General features: G+C 41.5%; 18 protein-coding genes and 1 riboswitch. Of the genes, 13 read left to right on the top strand and 5 right to left on the bottom strand.

Going from position 1 to position 14,501, the window contains the following annotated elements; genetic code table 11:
* The first annotated feature begins 41 nt into the window (after positions 1 to 41).
* From HNR63_RS06875 to HNR63_RS06865, 3 genes are read left to right on the top strand one after another with little or no spacing between them, the layout of a single operon-like run.
* Positions 42 to 1,007, top strand: a complete 966-nt coding sequence (locus HNR63_RS06875; protein ID WP_181520252.1) for an energy-coupling factor ABC transporter permease — start codon at positions 42 to 44, stop codon at positions 1,005 to 1,007.
* The gene (locus tag HNR63_RS06870; protein WP_343047648.1) at positions 1,004 to 1,741 is read left to right on the top strand and encodes an energy-coupling factor transporter transmembrane component T family protein; all 738 of its coding nucleotides are present in this window, start codon (positions 1,004 to 1,006) and stop codon (positions 1,739 to 1,741) included. The genes HNR63_RS06875 and HNR63_RS06870 overlap by 4 nt, the downstream gene beginning before the upstream one ends.
* A complete protein-coding gene (locus tag HNR63_RS06865; protein ID WP_343047647.1) occupies positions 1,738 to 2,466 on the top strand; it encodes an energy-coupling factor ABC transporter ATP-binding protein in 729 nt (242 codons plus the stop codon). Before HNR63_RS06870 ends, HNR63_RS06865 begins: the two co-directional genes overlap by 4 nt.
* A gap of 22 nt (positions 2,467 to 2,488) precedes the next feature.
* Here the strand turns inward: HNR63_RS06865 and desB are convergent, their stop codons facing one another.
* Positions 2,489 to 3,574 (bottom strand): Delta(10) desaturase DesB, encoded by a 1,086-nt coding sequence (gene desB / locus HNR63_RS06860; protein ID WP_021095560.1) that lies wholly within the window; start codon positions 3,572 to 3,574, stop codon positions 2,489 to 2,491.
* 243 nt (positions 3,575 to 3,817) lie between these two features.
* On the opposite strand from desB, the gene HNR63_RS06855 reads away from it, so the two are divergent.
* From HNR63_RS06855 to HNR63_RS06840, 4 genes are all read left to right on the top strand, one after another.
* Entirely contained in the window at positions 3,818 to 4,060 is a 243-nt protein-coding gene (locus HNR63_RS06855) for a DUF2584 domain-containing protein (protein ID WP_019417381.1), read from the top strand.
* A 99-nt stretch (positions 4,061 to 4,159) separates the two neighbouring features.
* Positions 4,160 to 5,140 (top strand): ABC transporter substrate-binding protein, encoded by a 981-nt coding sequence (locus tag HNR63_RS06850; RefSeq protein ID WP_085789159.1) that lies wholly within the window; start codon positions 4,160 to 4,162, stop codon positions 5,138 to 5,140.
* A 6-nt stretch (positions 5,141 to 5,146) separates the two neighbouring features.
* A complete protein-coding gene (locus tag HNR63_RS06845) occupies positions 5,147 to 5,917 on the top strand; it encodes an ABC transporter ATP-binding protein (protein ID WP_181520250.1) in 771 nt (256 codons plus the stop codon).
* A complete protein-coding gene (locus HNR63_RS06840) occupies positions 5,904 to 6,710 on the top strand; it encodes an ABC transporter permease (RefSeq protein WP_042534699.1) in 807 nt (268 codons plus the stop codon). The genes HNR63_RS06845 and HNR63_RS06840 overlap by 14 nt, the downstream gene beginning before the upstream one ends.
* Before the next feature lie 30 nt (positions 6,711 to 6,740).
* On the opposite strand, the gene ytkD is transcribed toward HNR63_RS06840, so the two are convergent.
* The 3 genes from ytkD to HNR63_RS06825 all read right to left on the bottom strand — a co-directional run bounded on the left by ytkD (position 6,741) and on the right by HNR63_RS06825 (position 8,153).
* A complete protein-coding gene (gene ytkD / locus HNR63_RS06835; protein ID WP_181520249.1) occupies positions 6,741 to 7,214 on the bottom strand; it encodes an RNA deprotection pyrophosphohydrolase in 474 nt (157 codons plus the stop codon).
* 63 nt (positions 7,215 to 7,277) lie between these two features.
* Positions 7,278 to 7,586 (bottom strand): hypothetical protein, encoded by a 309-nt coding sequence (locus HNR63_RS06830; protein ID WP_021095550.1) that lies wholly within the window; start codon positions 7,584 to 7,586, stop codon positions 7,278 to 7,280.
* A gap of 129 nt (positions 7,587 to 7,715) precedes the next feature.
* Positions 7,716 to 8,153, bottom strand: a complete 438-nt coding sequence (locus HNR63_RS06825) for a Dps family protein (RefSeq protein WP_042534695.1) — start codon at positions 8,151 to 8,153, stop codon at positions 7,716 to 7,718.
* 109 nt (positions 8,154 to 8,262) lie between these two features.
* Here HNR63_RS06825 and ytzI point away from each other — a divergent pair, with 109 nt between their 5' ends.
* Positions 8,263 to 8,403 (top strand): YtzI protein, encoded by a 141-nt coding sequence (gene ytzI / locus HNR63_RS06820; protein WP_021095548.1) that lies wholly within the window; start codon positions 8,263 to 8,265, stop codon positions 8,401 to 8,403.
* A gap of 18 nt (positions 8,404 to 8,421) precedes the next feature.
* Here the strand turns inward: ytzI and HNR63_RS06815 are convergent, their stop codons facing one another.
* The gene (locus HNR63_RS06815) at positions 8,422 to 8,895 is read right to left on the bottom strand and encodes an S-ribosylhomocysteine lyase (RefSeq protein ID WP_181520248.1); all 474 of its coding nucleotides are present in this window, start codon (positions 8,893 to 8,895) and stop codon (positions 8,422 to 8,424) included.
* Between the two features lie 129 nt (positions 8,896 to 9,024).
* On the opposite strand from HNR63_RS06815, the gene yidD reads away from it, so the two are divergent.
* The 5 genes from yidD (at position 9,025) to HNR63_RS06790 (ending at position 14,101) form a co-directional block, all read left to right on the top strand.
* Positions 9,025 to 9,249, top strand: a complete 225-nt coding sequence (gene yidD, locus HNR63_RS06810) for a membrane protein insertion efficiency factor YidD (protein WP_021095546.1) — start codon at positions 9,025 to 9,027, stop codon at positions 9,247 to 9,249.
* Between the two features lie 78 nt (positions 9,250 to 9,327).
* The gene (locus HNR63_RS06805; protein ID WP_181520247.1) at positions 9,328 to 10,509 is read left to right on the top strand and encodes a GTP-binding protein; all 1,182 of its coding nucleotides are present in this window, start codon (positions 9,328 to 9,330) and stop codon (positions 10,507 to 10,509) included.
* A gap of 90 nt (positions 10,510 to 10,599) precedes the next feature.
* A complete protein-coding gene (locus HNR63_RS06800) occupies positions 10,600 to 11,625 on the top strand; it encodes a metal ABC transporter substrate-binding protein (protein WP_181520246.1) in 1,026 nt (341 codons plus the stop codon).
* A gap of 71 nt (positions 11,626 to 11,696) precedes the next feature.
* Positions 11,697 to 13,049, top strand: a complete 1,353-nt coding sequence (locus HNR63_RS06795; RefSeq protein ID WP_281363170.1) for a cytochrome ubiquinol oxidase subunit I — start codon at positions 11,697 to 11,699, stop codon at positions 13,047 to 13,049.
* Positions 13,050 to 13,063: 14 nt separating this feature from the next.
* Complete coding sequence (locus HNR63_RS06790; RefSeq protein WP_181520397.1) at positions 13,064 to 14,101, top strand: cytochrome d ubiquinol oxidase subunit II; 1,038 nt, start codon at positions 13,064 to 13,066, stop codon at positions 14,099 to 14,101.
* 93 nt (positions 14,102 to 14,194) lie between these two features.
* Positions 14,195 to 14,395, top strand: a riboswitch (cobalamin riboswitch).
* Positions 14,396 to 14,501: the final 106 nt, after the last annotated feature.

Raw genomic sequence — 14,501 nt, 5'->3', positions numbered from 1 at the left:
ACATATCTCCCCTATAATAAGGTGTAAGGGGGGATATTTTTATGCATATGGCAGATGCACTTATTTCACCTGCAGTAGGAATGGCGATGTGGGGGGCTACGGCGGGTGTAGCAAGCTACTCATTAAAAAAAATAAACATGGAAGCAGATGAAAAAAAACTGCCGCTGATGGGGGTGCTTGGAGCATTTGTATTTGCAGCGCAAATGATTAACTTTACCATTCCTGGTACAGGGTCGAGCGGACATTTAGGTGGCGGATTGTTACTTGCCGCTTTGCTAGGTCCTTATGCAGCGTTTTTAACGTTAGCCGTCGTTTTATTTATTCAGGCACTCTTTTTTGCAGATGGCGGACTGTTAGCATTCGGATGCAACGTGTTCAATCTCGGCTTTTACACATGTTTTATCGCATATCCACTTTACAGACGACTCATTCGCCGAACAAACATCTGGTTTGCTTCCATCATCGCTGCCGTCGTTGGATTGCAACTCGGGGCATTTAGCGTCGTCGTTCAAACGTTGTTATCCAGAAAAGTCGAATTACCATTTACGACGTTCGCTTTATTTATGCAACCGATTCATTTGGCGATTGGTATTGTAGAAGGAATGGCTACAGCGGCTGTCATCTCATTTGTGATGAAAGCAAAGCCAGAACTTTCAACAACAACAAATACACCGACAAATCGTCTCATCGGGACACTCGGTTTGCTTGCGCTTCTCATCGGTGGCATGTTTTCATCCATCGCTTCGTCCAAACCAGATGGATTAGAATGGTCTATTTTTCGCACGGCAGGTACGGAGGAACTACATGCAACAACAGCACTCCACACCGCACTAGAACGTCTCCAACAATCGCTCGCTTTGTTGCCTGATTACAATTTGAAAAATGGGGGCGCTTCGATCGGTTGGTTAGACATCGGCACAAGCGTTTCTGGCATCGTCGGTGTATTTATCGTTGCAATAGCAATGCTCGTACCATACATCATGAAAAAATGGAGAAAAGAAGCGTGATCCATGCACATATGTCAAATATGAAAAAGCGACGACATGATGTTCATCCGTTAAGCATGCTCATTATAACGTTTACATACATTCTTGTCGTTGCTTCGTTTCACACATATGCATTTATTGAACTCGTTCCATTATCGCTTTATCCGATCACAATGATCGTTTTTTATCGTCTTTCTATTCGCCATATTAAACGCGTACTGCTCGCTTCTCTACCATTTATTACAGTTATAGGGGCTTCACAGCTCTTTTTCATTCATGAACACGTATCGTTTTTTCATTGGCGTATAGAAGCAGGATGGCTGTCATTCGCTACTTTGCTTGTAAAAAACACGCTTGCCGTTCTTGCTGCAACAGTATTGTTTTTGACGACATCGGTCGAGCAACTCGCAGGGGCGCTCCTTTCGTTGCGTATTCCTCATTTGCTCGTTATACAATTACTTTTGACACATCGATATATTTTTTTATTTTTAGAGGAAGCAAAACGACTTCGTCAAGCGTATATGTTGCGTGCATCACACCATCGCGCGATCCAATTATCCGTTTGGGGTTCGCTCGTTGGACATTTGTTACTGCGAACATTTGAACGTGCCGAGCGCGTGTATGAAGCGATGACATTGCGCGGGTTTTCTATTCAGCGTATGCATATAAAAATAAAACGATGGACAACAAAAGAGAGAATTTACACGTACGTCACAGTTATATTGTTCATCGTTTATCGTTTGGTGGTCATATGATGATAAACATATCGAATATTTGTTACATATACCCAGATGGTCATGAAGCCATTCGTAATATTTCTTTTTCTGTTCAACAAGGAGAATGCATCGGCATCATTGGAGCAAACGGTGCAGGAAAATCAACGTTATTAAAACTGCTCGTCGGTTTATATATGCCACAAAGCGGACATATCGTCATCGATAATATGCACATGTCGAAACAAACGTTACGACACATTCGTCGCATCGTTGGCTTTACATTTCAACAAGCCGATGATCAATTATTTATGCCAACCGTTTACGATGACGTCGCGTTTGCGCTTCGAAATGACGGGATGAATGAAAATGAAGTAAGCCAACGAGTAACAAACGCTTTAACGCTTGTCGGTGCGATTCATGTCAAAGACCGCCCACCTTATCGTTTATCAGAAGGAGAAAAGCGGCTCGTTACCTTAGCAACTGTGCTTGCGATGGAACCGAAAATATTGCTGATGGACGAGCCGACGGCAGCGTTAGATCCGAGAGCAAGACGAACGCTCATTCATCTCGTTCAATCGTTATCACATACAAAAATCATAACAACGCACGATCTCGACTTTGTGCTTGAATGTTGCGAGCGAACAATTGTACTCGCAAACGGAACGATCGCATATGACGGTCCAACAGAAGCTGTATTAACGAACGAACCGTTTTTACACGAACATCATTTAGAACTTCCCCTTATGTTGCAAGGGAAAAAATAAAGCGCGGCTCATTGGCCACGCTTTATTTTTGCTTCACCATTTTTTGTTTGACTACAACATTTTCTTTCGTTTTGTACGAAAGATCATCTATGTTTAATCCATTTCCGAGCGTTCCGTATACATATCCTTCGCGAGGCTCGATGAGTTCTGTTTGTTCATAATAAAGCCGTGGCGTTTTCCATAGCGCAATTAACGCTTTTGTCATCGGCATTTCATGATACCGTTCCGGCCATAGTTGTTTAATATATTGTTTGACTAGCGGGTAATATTTTGAGCTCATTGCTGGGAATAAATGATGTTCTGTATGGTGTGAAAAGTTAAAATGCAACACATCCACCCACTTTGGAACAATGACCGTTAAGCTATTAGCTAGTGGATCGTTAACTGGAACGAGCGGATTTAAACGATGGTTCGTCGAAATATATCCCATAACGATTGCATTTCCAATGAGCAACGGAATAACGAACGCAAAGAGCCATTTTTCCACTCCGATCATCAGCAATAACCCAATCCATACCGACCATGGCAATACAAACTGCCAAAATACTGCGCGACGACTTCCTTTTTCAAACTCCTTCCAAAAATGAAGAAGCATATGAAGCGAATGAACGGTAAACATCCCTGCTAAAGACAAAAACGAAAAAGCCGCACGAATCGGAAACGGAATGCGATAAATCCAACGGAGGAAACGACTTTGAGCTAAACGTTTTATCGTTGGCCACGCGTCAGGATCGAGCTCCTCATGTTGCGTATGCACATGATGTGTCGCGTTATGCCACTTTCGCCATAGCTTCGGACCTGTGCAAAGCGGTAAAAACGCAATGCCACCTAACAAATCACGAAGCCATGCCCGTTTGACTACCGTCCCATGCAAAATTTCATGCCCTAAAAACCCTAATCCAGCAAAACAAAATCCAATAACAACTGAAAGCAATCCGTTCCATAACCAATGGAGATCAAATAAAGAAATCGTTACAATGCTACTAACTAAAACGAGCATGTAAGCAAGGCCACCAAACAGACGAGACGGAACAGGACGGAACGCTTCCTCAGGCAAATACGGGGCAATGCGAGCCGCGTACCACCCGAATGAATGAAATTGTTTCATGTAACAAAAAACTCCCCTCATACGTAAAAACTTCGCTTCAAAAAGAAATGAATATTCAAACATCTCCCTCTAAAGCTTACTGTCATCGTATCACTTATATTCTTGTCCTGTCAACAACATTTATTACCTGATCATATTATTTATTTATATTATGTAGTATAAATCCCTTGAATACAGTTGTATAACAACGATAAATGTGTTTCAATGAAAGTGAACATACCGAGAAAGTTTGGGGTGAAACAGATGGGCATGCCGTTAGAAATACAAACGATGATCGTCACAAACGGAAAAGAAAAACGAATTGAACACAACTTATTTGTATTACAAAAAGAAGGCTATCGCTTATATCCACTTGACGTGCCGTTAGAAGTAAGACGAACAAAACACGGAGAAGCAACCGGACAAGCTGTCGTTAAAAAACTTGTCCTTGAGAACGGAACAACGATCGTTACATACGAATTAATTGCTTTACATTCGATTAATTAAACCGTCGAGCGATGTGCTCGGCGGTTTTCTTTTTAGGTCATTCACACATTTTTATTAGGCGCATACGATAAAGCAAACGAAACGAAAGAGGGGAAAATAATGCGAAAATGGGTATTTTTGCTTGTTGCTTTTATGTTCTTACTTTCGGCATGCTCATCCCATGATGTAAAAACGTTGCGCGTTGCGGAAGTGACTCGTTCTATTTTTTACGCGCCTCAATACGTCGCAATTGAAAAAGGCTTTTTTGCTGAAGAAGGGCTTCATATTGAACTAAATACGACGTGGGGCGGCGATAAAACGATGACGACGCTTTTATCGAACGGAGCAGATATTGCACTCGTCGGTTCGGAAACGTCTATTTATGTGTATAGTCAAGGAGCCATTGATCCCGTTATCAACTTTGCGCAATTGACACAAACGGACGGCACATTTTTAGTTTCGCGCGAACCGATCGCTAACTTCACGTGGGATCAACTGAAAGGAAGTACATTTTTAGGTCAAAGAAAAGGCGGCATGCCGCAAATGGTCGGAGAGTACGTTTTAAAACAACATGGAATTGATCCACATAAAGACTTAAACCTCATTCAAAACATTGAATTTGCTAATATCGCCAATGCATTTGCGAGCGGAACAGGCGATTTCGTCCAACTATTTGAACCGACTGCTAGCATTTTTGAACAAGAAGGAAAAGGGTATATTGTTGCTTCCTTTGGAACGGAATCCGGCCATCTCCCATACACAACGTTCATGGCAAAACAAAGTTTTATTGAGAAAAATAAAGATGTCATTGAAAAATTTACACGCGCTCTTTATAAAGCCCAACAATGGGTGCAAACACACGAGGCCAAAGAAATCGCAACAGTCATTCAACCGTACTTTGAAAATACAGATATCGCTCTTATTGAAAAAGTCGTCGATCGCTATAAAAAACAAGGCTCCTATGCAACAGACCCTATTTTAGATGAAGAAGAATGGAACCATCTCCAAAACATCATGAAAGAAGCAAATGAGTTGCCATCGTACATTGATCACTCGATTTTAGTGAATACATCGTTTGCCGAAAACGCACAAAAGAGGTGAAACACCATGCCCATTTTAACGATTGATCAAGTGATGCATGCCTACGTGACAAACCAATCGGCTGTCTTGGCGCTTGATCATCTGTCGCTAACTGTCGAGAGGGGAGAATTTCTCTCCTTTCTCGGCCCAAGCGGTTGTGGAAAAACGACGCTTCTTTCCATTATCGCTGGACTAATCGAGCCGACGAAAGGACGTGTGCTTATCGAAGGAAAAGAAGCAAAAACGATGCGTCAAACGATTGGGTATATGCTACAACACGATTATTTGTTTCCGTGGAAAACAATTGAACAAAACGTCACACTCGGATTAAAACTGACAAGAAAATATAGCGAGAAAACGAGAAAACAAACGCTCGCCCTTTTACATCAAATTGGTCTACGCGACGTCGATGACCGCTATCCTTACGAATTGTCAGGAGGGATGCGTCAGCGCGCTGCACTCGTTCGCACCTTGGCAACCGACCCGAAAATTTTATTGTTGGATGAACCGTTTTCAGCACTTGATTACCAAACAAAACTTAAACTAGAGGATCTCGTATGGGAGACGTTAAAGCAATATCGGAAAACAGCGCTTCTCGTCACGCACGACATCGGTGAAGCAATTGCGATGAGCGACCGCATCGTTTTATTTACCGCAAGACCAGGAAAAATTAAACGAATTGTTTCCGTCCCCGATTCATTAAAAGCGTGTACACCGTTCCAAGCTCGCCAACATCCAGATTTTTCACCGATTTTTCAAATGATTTGGAAGGAGTTAGAGAGCATTGAACAAACATGAATGGTTGCAACGTATATACGATCAACATATAGCATATGAAAAACGCGAAAAACGAATCGTTCGTTTTTTCCAAACGATCATTGTCATTGCCTTCTTTAGCCTATGGGAAATCGCAAGCCGTTTTCATTGGATTGATCCTCTTTTATTTAGCTCACCGTCTTCTATTTGGCATTTATTTATCACGAAAGTGCGCGATCACACATTGCTTTCACATACAACTATCACATTAACAGAAACCGTACTTGGTTTTATTGTTGGTACGATCGCGGGCATTTGTTTCGCTGCGCTACTTTGGTGGTTTCCACGCGTATCCAAAATTGTTGATCCATATTTAGTGATTTTAAATGCGATGCCAAAGGTGGCGCTTGGACCGATTCTCATTGTGGCGCTCGGGCCGAATATGACATCGATCGTCGCGATGGGAGCAATCATTTCCATCATTATTACAACGATTGTCGTTTACACATCGTTTAAAGAAGTAGATGCAAACTATATGAAAGTGCTTCAAACATTCGGTGCAACGAAACGACAATGGTTTACAGAAGCCATTTTACCCGCTTCCTTTCCGACAATGATTTCAACGTTAAAGGTGAACGTCGGTCTATCTTGGGTCGGTGTCATTGTCGGGGAATTTCTCGTTTCGAAACAAGGGCTCGGTTATATGATTATTTACGGATTCCAAGTGTTTAACTTTACGCTCGTTTTATTAAGTTTGCTTATGATTGCATTACTTTCAAGCATCATGTATCAACTTGTCAGTTGGTTTGAAAAAAAGCTAATCAAACGTGCATAGCCCCACATGCAAAGAAAAGGCGGTGGGGCTTTAAACCATTCCCCGCCGCTCTAACTGTTGTTTCGTATATGCCCATACGCCATCTTTCATAATAAAACTAAATCGTTCATCTTTCGCTATGTCATCTGGCATATGCTCAATGAGAACAGGACCATTTGTTTCGAAATACGACTCCCTTTGTTCCAAAGACTCAACATGAGCAAAATAAATATTTTTTACAATCGTTTCATTCGGACGTTTGACTTCATACTGCCCGATGTACATGATCTTTTGAACAATTCCTCCTGTTTCTTCCCTTACTTCACGAACCGCTGCTTGTTCCGCCGTCTCTCCCTCTTCTACTTTACCCCCCGGGAATTCCCAGCCTCGTACAGCGTGATTGGTCAATAACCAACGACCGTTGTACCGACAAATAACAAGAACATGTTTCGGATGTCGTGAAAAAGGATGGTCAGAAAAAGAAAGTCGAACGTTGTATCCGTAGTCATCTTGAAATACAATCATCGCCGTCTACCCTCAACTGCATGTTTTCTTCATTGTACCACACAATCAAATGGCAGACAGCTTTTATGACTGGATGACTCCCATCGTTTCAATTTGTTGTCTCGCTTCTTCATCTCCAAGCTCATAAATGAGTTCGTACACTTTTTTTATCGCATGATCGTACCCATCATTCGGACGGTCATAATGATATTGCACATATGGCACATGTGCGCGCCAAAACGATTGCCAATCGGATGAATACATTTCATCAAAATACTCTCGCAATTGAATAATTTCTTCATCTGTCGCTTCAATTCGAAATTCCCACGGCGAAGCAGTTTTTACCTGCGAAATTTCACCGCGTGCCACCGACACATAATACGTTTTTTTCATCGCCCCACCTCTTTTCCATTTGTTACGGTTAGTGTGGGTCGATCCATTTGTTTTCATGCAAAAAAAGCATAGGACAATCCCCTATTACCTTCAAAGTGATGGAACAAGAAAAAGGTGGGGAATCCCACCTTATCCAAGAAACGATTTTAACATCCACACGTGTTTTTCTAAACTTTGATGAATGCCTAAAAGCATATCACCTGTCGTTTCATCATTAATTTCTCCAGCATAATCCATGCCGTCTTTGAGCTCATGAATCATCGTTTCAAAATCACGAACGATTTCTGCCACCATTTCCTCGGCTGTTTCATTTCCTTTTGCTTCATGTACAGACGCTACCGCTAAATACTCTTTCATCGTCGCTAACGGCTTTCCACCTAGCGCCAATAAACGCTCCGCTAATTCATCAATATGTAGTGCAGCTTCATTGTATAGCTCTTCAAATTTTGTATGCAACGTAAAAAATTGTGGACCTTTCACATACCAATGGTAGTTGTGCAGTTTCACATATAATACGTTCCAATTCGCAATTTGTTTGTTTACAATGTCAATTAATTTTTCCTTCATATTCATTCCCTCCTCAAGTATAAACTTTCCCCTTCTTCATTGTAGCAAACAAAAAAAGTTTTGGAAAATAATACGCTTTTACATTAATATAGAATATGGAGGGTTGCATATGTTGCTCACTTTTATCATTTCCATCATCATCGTATTTGTCGTGCTCATCTTAAGCGTTTTAACGATTTCAAAAGCATACAAATACAAACATACTATCGATGAGTTGCCAACTGAAAAAAACAAAGGTTCAGACATGTGACGCCTGAACCTTTGTTTTTTAGCCAAACACTTTTTTCAATTCTTCTTTTGGTTGCGATAGCCAGTAGCGCATGAGTCGCTTTGCTTCTTCTAAATCATGCAACTTCGCTTGGCCACACTCTTTTTCTGTTGCAGCTGGCACTTCTGTGACGGTTAGCGCCTCATTCATTGTTGCCTCTAGCAAGTCAATAATTTCTTCAACGGTTGGCGTGCCGCTAACGACTAAATAATAGCCTGTTTGACATCCCATTGGCGAAATATCAATAATATCAAAATGGTCGTATTTTTCGGCGTGCTTACGAATGTGCACCGCTAGCAAATGCTCGAGCGTATGAATCGCTGCAGGCTGCATTGCTTCTTTGTTAGGCTGACAAAAACGAATATCAAATTTATTCACAACACCGTCGCTGCCAACTTTATGAACGCCGCAATGGCGAACGTACGGTGCTTTGACCGCACAATGATCAAGCTCAAAACTTTCTACTGAAGGCATACCTCTCACCTCTTTTTCAAATGTTACGTTTTTATCATACACAAAAGTCCGACTTTTTTCATCTTTTTTTGTTGGAATGACTTCATTCAACTATGTTACAATAAGCAAAAATAGGGGTAGGTGTATGATATGAAACATATGCTCATTTTACTTATTCGTTTTTACCAACGGTTCATTTCCCCTTTAAAACCGCCGACGTGCCGCTTTTATCCGACTTGTTCACATTACGGATTAGAAGCCATTCGCCGTTTCGGTGCACTGAAAGGTGGCTATTTAACGATTAAACGTATCTTAAAATGCCATCCGCTTCATCCTGGTGGATTTGATCCTGTCCCAGAGAAAGAGCAAAAATAGTTGTTCTTTCTCTTTTTTTTCGATATGATAGACGTTGTAAATCGTAATAATTACGTTTTAAGAAAGGAGAAACATGATATGAAAGTGCCTGTAACCGTATTAAGCGGATATTTAGGTTCTGGAAAAACAACGTTGCTTAATCATATTTTAAACAATCGTGAAGGGTTAAAAATTGCTGTTATCGTCAACGACATGAGCGAGGTGAATATCGACGCTGAGCTCATTAAACAAGGCGGGTTTTCACGTACAGAAGAAAAGCTTGTGCAAATTCAAAACGGCTGTATTTGCTGTACGTTACGAGAAGATTTAATGAAAGAAGTCGAAAAACTTGTTAACGCTGGAGACATTGATTACATCGTCATCGAATCATCCGGTATTAGCGAACCGATTCCTGTCGCTCAAACGTTTACGTACATCGATGAGGAGTTTGGCATTGATTTAACGTCAACATGTCGATTAGATACGATGGTTACCGTCGTCGATGCCAATCGTTTTTGGCATGATTTTGCCTCCGGTGAAACGTTATTAGATCGCAAACAGGCGGTCGACGAAACAGATACGCGTGAAGTTGTCGATTTACTAATTGATCAAATTGAATTTGCAAACGTGCTTATTTTAAATAAAATCGACTGCATTTCTGAAGAAGATGCAGACGAATTAGAAGCGCTCCTTCGTAAATTAAACCCAGAAGCAAAAATCATTCGAACAACATACGGAAAAGTGGCGCTTCGTGACATTTTAAACACTCGTTTATTTGACTTCGAAAAAGCGAGTCAATCAGCTGGATGGATCAAAGAACTAAATGAAGAGCATACACCAGAAACAGAGGAATACGGCATTTCTTCTTTCGTATATCGCCGCCGTCGCCCGTTTCATCCCGAACGGCTTATGCATTGGCTCGAACAATGGCCAGTTGAAATCGTTCGCGCCAAAGGCTTTTTCTGGCTCGCTTCCCGCAACAATATGTGCGGACTTCTTTCACAAGCTGGACCGTCCATTATGATTCAAGGGGCTGGGGAATGGATTGCAACATATCCTCCACATGAACGGGAACAAATTTTGCAAGAAGAACCAGAGTTGCGTGCAAAATGGGACGATACGTACGGCGATCGCATGACAGAGCTCGTATTGATCGGCATTGATATGGATGAACAAACGGTTTCTTCTTCTCTTGATGCATGTTTATTAACAGACGAAGAAATGAAACAAGATTGGTCTACTTTTGTTGATCCGCTTCCACCATTTACAAGTGCATCATAGTTTTCAAATCGTAACGATTACGATATAATAAGCTAGGAGAAAAAGGATGTTTTCATAAACATCCTTCTTTTTCGAGAGGAGGAAAAAAACATGAAATTACGTGCAATGTTAACTATTATACTTGCAAGCACACTCACATTATTTGGTTGCAATCAAAAGGACAATGCAACTCCATCAACTAGCAAAGAAACAGACGATCAACTTATCATTTATACAACGGTGTACCCACTTCAAGACTTTACCGAAAAAATTGGTGGCGAGCACGTTCGTGTCGAAAGTGTATACCCTCCTGGCGTCGATGCACACACATATGAGCCAACAGCAAAAACGATGCAACAAATTGCTGATGCGCACGCTCTCATTTACATCAGTCAAGGAATGGAAGGATTTGTCGATCGTATGAGCAAAACGCTAGAAAATGAGCGTGTGAAGTTCGTACAAGCAACGGAAAACATACAATTGCTTCCATCCAATCACAATCATGAAGACGAACATGCCCATGAAGATGAACATGCCCATGAAGATGAACATGCCCATGAAGATGAACATGCCCATGAAGATGAACATGCCCATGAAGATGAACATGTTCACGGAGATATCGATCCGCACGTCTGGTTAGATCCGATTTATTCCATTCAAATGGCCGAAACGATTAAACAAACGTTAACAGAACTTAAACCTGAAGCGAAAGACGATTTTGAACAAAACTTCACTTCGTTAAAACAGCAGCTTGAACAACTCGATCAACAATTTCAACAATTGATGAAAGAGGCGAAAAGAAAAAATATTCTTGTTGCTCATGCCGCATACGGCTATTGGGAGAAACGATACGGCTTAAAACAAATAAGCGTGACTGGACTATCACCGACAAATGAGCCGTCACAAAAACAGCTTACTTCTATCATTAAAAAAGCAAAAGAGCACGACATACAGTATATCTTTTTTGAACAAAATGTTACATCAAAAATTGCTGAAGTCGTAAAAAATGAAATTGGAGCGGATGTACTCATTCTTCACAACTTAGAGGCGCGCACAAACGATGATATCGCAAACAACAAAGATTACTTTGCGATCATGAATGACAATATATCGGCATTAAAAAAAGCATTACAATAAGCGATCGTTACGGTCGCTTATTTTTTTGCATATTTTTTCCCTTTTCAAATCAAACTAGGAAACGACAATGTATGGAAAGGGATGAACATTTCGGTATGGATCACGTATTAACAGCAAGAACGTTATTTGGCACAACGATGGCGTTTCATATTATTTTTGCGACGCTTGGGGTCGGTATTCCGCTTATGATTTTATTTGCCGAGCTACTATATCAAAAAACGAAAGACAATGACTATGCCCTTATGGCAAATCGTTGGACAAAAGCGCTCGCTATTTTGCTTGGCGTAGCGATTCCGTCTGGTACTATCGCAGGAGTACAACTTTCACTTTTATGGCCAGGCTTTATGGAAGTGGTCGGTAAAGTGATGGCGCTGCCGTTTCAAATCGAGATTTATGCGTTTTTCGTCGAAGCGTTATTTTTATCTATTTACGTATACGCAGCTGACCGCATTTCTCCAACGATGCGCATCATCAGCTTGACGCTTGTTGCCATCGGAGCAGCCGCTTCTGCCATTTTAATTACGAACGTTCACGCTTTTGAAGGAACACCGACAGGCTTTCGTATCGAAAATGGGCAAATTGTTGACGTTAATCCGTGGGAAGCATTTTTTAATCCAAGCTTTGCCGTCACAGCAACACACGTCGTTTTGTCAGCGTATATGACAGGTGCGTTTACGATCGCTTCAATCGCAGCATATCACATGTTGAAAAATAGACACCATGAACGCATCCAACTTTTTTATAAAAAAGCGCTCATGCTCGGTTTAACAGTTGGCGGCGTATTTTCTTTACTAACAGCCATAAACGGGCACGAATCGGCTCAACTTCTTCATGAATATCAACCAGAAAAATTAGCTGCTGCTGAAGGATTGTTTGAAACACAGTCGCACGCCCCGCTCGTCATCGGCGGTTTTACGGACCGTGAAACACAAACAGTCAAATGGGGAATTGAAATTCCATGGTTGCTTAGCTTTTTAGCAGGCAATCGTTTCGATACCGTCGTTGTCGGGTTAAATGATTTTCCAGAAGAATGGTGGCCACCGTTGTTTGTCCATACACTTTTTAATGCAATGGTCGGAATTGGCATGTTTCTTCTCCTTCTTTCGATTGTCGGATTCGTTTGGCATCGCATAAGAAAACAACACATATTTCCGAACTGGTTTATGTGGACAGTTGTTACTGCTGGACCGCTCGCTCTTCTCGGCATTGAATTTGGCTGGATTTTTGCTTGCACAGGGAGACAGCCTTGGGTCATTTATCGCATGATGACAACGGCAGAAGCTGTAACACAATCAACAAATTTAGGAACGCTTTTTCTTCTGTTTACGTCCATTTACGTATTTTTACTCATCGCGGTCGTGCTCGTCTTGCGCTCGTATTTCCGCCGCCATCCGATTGAACAACACTTATCTACGCACATGTAGAAAGGAGCAAGATGATGACAGATGAATTAATTGCCATTTCAATTTTATGGGGATTTATTTTTATTTACGCGGTCATGGCGACAATGGACTTTGGAGCAGGGTTTTGGTCAATGGTATATATCAATCGTCCACAAACGAAAGCAACGAAAATCGCAAACCGATATTTGTCGCCGACATGGGAAGTGACGAACGTCTTTATCGTTGCCATCGTCGTGGCGCTCGTCAGCTTTTTTCCTGGAGCAACGTTTATGCTTGGAACCATTTTACTTATCCCGGGAAGCATTATTTTACTTTTGCTTACTGTACGTAGTGCGTTCCTCGTCTTTTCACACGTTGCTCCTAAATATGAAAAAGTGCTCGTTTACATTTCTGGCATAAGCGGTTTGCTTATTCCAGCGTTTTTAATTAGCGTGTTACCAATTACACACGGGTCTTTTGTTGAAACAATGAATGATGTCAATCGTCTTCGGCTCGATCGCCTATTTACAAGCCCACATGAATATGCGTTTATCGCCTTTGCGATTACAAGTACACTCTTTCTTTCGTCGCTTTTATTAGCAGACTACTCAAACGAAGCAAATGAAATCGAAGCGTATACGATTTATCGCCGCGATGCGCTCATCATCGGTCCGTTCGCTTTGCTCTCCTCTATTCTCATTATGGTCACGATGCGAAATGAAGCGCGTTGGCTATATGACGGAATGATTGCACGTTGGCCGTGGCTTGCCGCTTCTGTCATGTTATTTCTCTTAGCTGGTGGGGCGCTTTTTCTTCCATCATGGAAAAAGAAAAACGGACGTGGAATGCCACGCCTTGCGGTTGTAGCCATCGTCTTGCAATATTTTTGTGCAAGTTACGCATACGGAAAAGCTCATTTACCGTATATGATTTATCCGAATGTGACAATCGAATCCGGATTTACGCATCCGAATACGTTTCGTGCTCTTTTTGTGACGTACATCGTCGGCTTTGCAATTTTATTTCCAGGTTTCATTTATTTTTGGCGGCTGTTTATGAAAGACCGGCGCTATTTAGCAAATGATGAAAAATAATGATTGCAAATGTTGAAATTTTTCGTTATAGTTTTAAACGTAAACCTTTTTATACAACATATTGTGATGAATAAACAAAACAACAACTATATATTGAAACCGGCAAGTGAAGGTGTCCGAACGGACTTAATAGGGAATCTGGTGCGAATCCAGAGCTGTCCCCGCAACTGTGTGCGCAGACGAAATGGAAACAACACCACTGTATATGTCAGCTTTTCAGGCGCATATATGGGAAGGAATCCAAAGTAGGAAGAAGCGCGAGTCAGGAGACCTGCCTTCCTTGTATCGTTTCATATTCTTCGGGGATTGAGAAGATGAAACGATGGTGAAAGCATGCCTTTTTCCATCGTTTCATCCGCTCAACGAGAGCGGATGTTTTTATTTTTTAGGGGAAGGGATG

The sequence above is a fragment of the Anoxybacillus ayderensis genome (assembly GCF_013761015.1).
GTDB classification, from domain to species: Bacteria; Bacillota; Bacilli; order Bacillales; family Anoxybacillaceae; genus Anoxybacillus; species Anoxybacillus ayderensis.
The sequence above is the reverse complement of the archived record's forward strand: the minus strand, read 5'-3'. Positions and strand labels throughout refer to the sequence as shown.

Bases quoted from the DNA above. Each gene is read 5' to 3' on its own strand.
- HNR63_RS06875 (WP_181520252.1), top strand. From the start codon at position 42: ATGCATATGGCAGATGCACTTATTTCACCTGCAGTAGGAATGGCGATG.
- HNR63_RS06865 (WP_343047647.1), top strand. From the start codon at position 1,738: ATGATGATAAACATATCGAATATTTGTTACATATACCCAGATGGTCAT.
- desB (WP_021095560.1), bottom strand. From the start codon at position 3,574: ATGAAACAATTTCATTCATTCGGGTGGTACGCGGCTCGCATTGCCCCG.
- HNR63_RS06855 (WP_019417381.1), top strand. From the start codon at position 3,818: ATGGGCATGCCGTTAGAAATACAAACGATGATCGTCACAAACGGAAAA.
- HNR63_RS06850 (WP_085789159.1), top strand. From the start codon at position 4,160: ATGCGAAAATGGGTATTTTTGCTTGTTGCTTTTATGTTCTTACTTTCG.
- HNR63_RS06845 (WP_181520250.1), top strand. From the start codon at position 5,147: ATGCCCATTTTAACGATTGATCAAGTGATGCATGCCTACGTGACAAAC.
- ytkD (WP_181520249.1), bottom strand. From the start codon at position 7,214: ATGATTGTATTTCAAGATGACTACGGATACAACGTTCGACTTTCTTTT.
- HNR63_RS06830 (WP_021095550.1), bottom strand. From the start codon at position 7,586: ATGAAAAAAACGTATTATGTGTCGGTGGCACGCGGTGAAATTTCGCAG.
- HNR63_RS06825 (WP_042534695.1), bottom strand. From the start codon at position 8,153: ATGAAGGAAAAATTAATTGACATTGTAAACAAACAAATTGCGAATTGG.
- ytzI (WP_021095548.1), top strand. From the start codon at position 8,263: ATGTTGCTCACTTTTATCATTTCCATCATCATCGTATTTGTCGTGCTC.
- HNR63_RS06815 (WP_181520248.1), bottom strand. From the start codon at position 8,895: ATGCCTTCAGTAGAAAGTTTTGAGCTTGATCATTGTGCGGTCAAAGCA.
- yidD (WP_021095546.1), top strand. From the start codon at position 9,025: ATGAAACATATGCTCATTTTACTTATTCGTTTTTACCAACGGTTCATT.
- HNR63_RS06805 (WP_181520247.1), top strand. From the start codon at position 9,328: ATGAAAGTGCCTGTAACCGTATTAAGCGGATATTTAGGTTCTGGAAAA.
- HNR63_RS06800 (WP_181520246.1), top strand. From the start codon at position 10,600: ATGAAATTACGTGCAATGTTAACTATTATACTTGCAAGCACACTCACA.
- HNR63_RS06795 (WP_281363170.1), top strand. From the start codon at position 11,697: ATGGAAAGGGATGAACATTTCGGTATGGATCACGTATTAACAGCAAGA.
- HNR63_RS06790 (WP_181520397.1), top strand. From the start codon at position 13,064: ATGACAGATGAATTAATTGCCATTTCAATTTTATGGGGATTTATTTTT.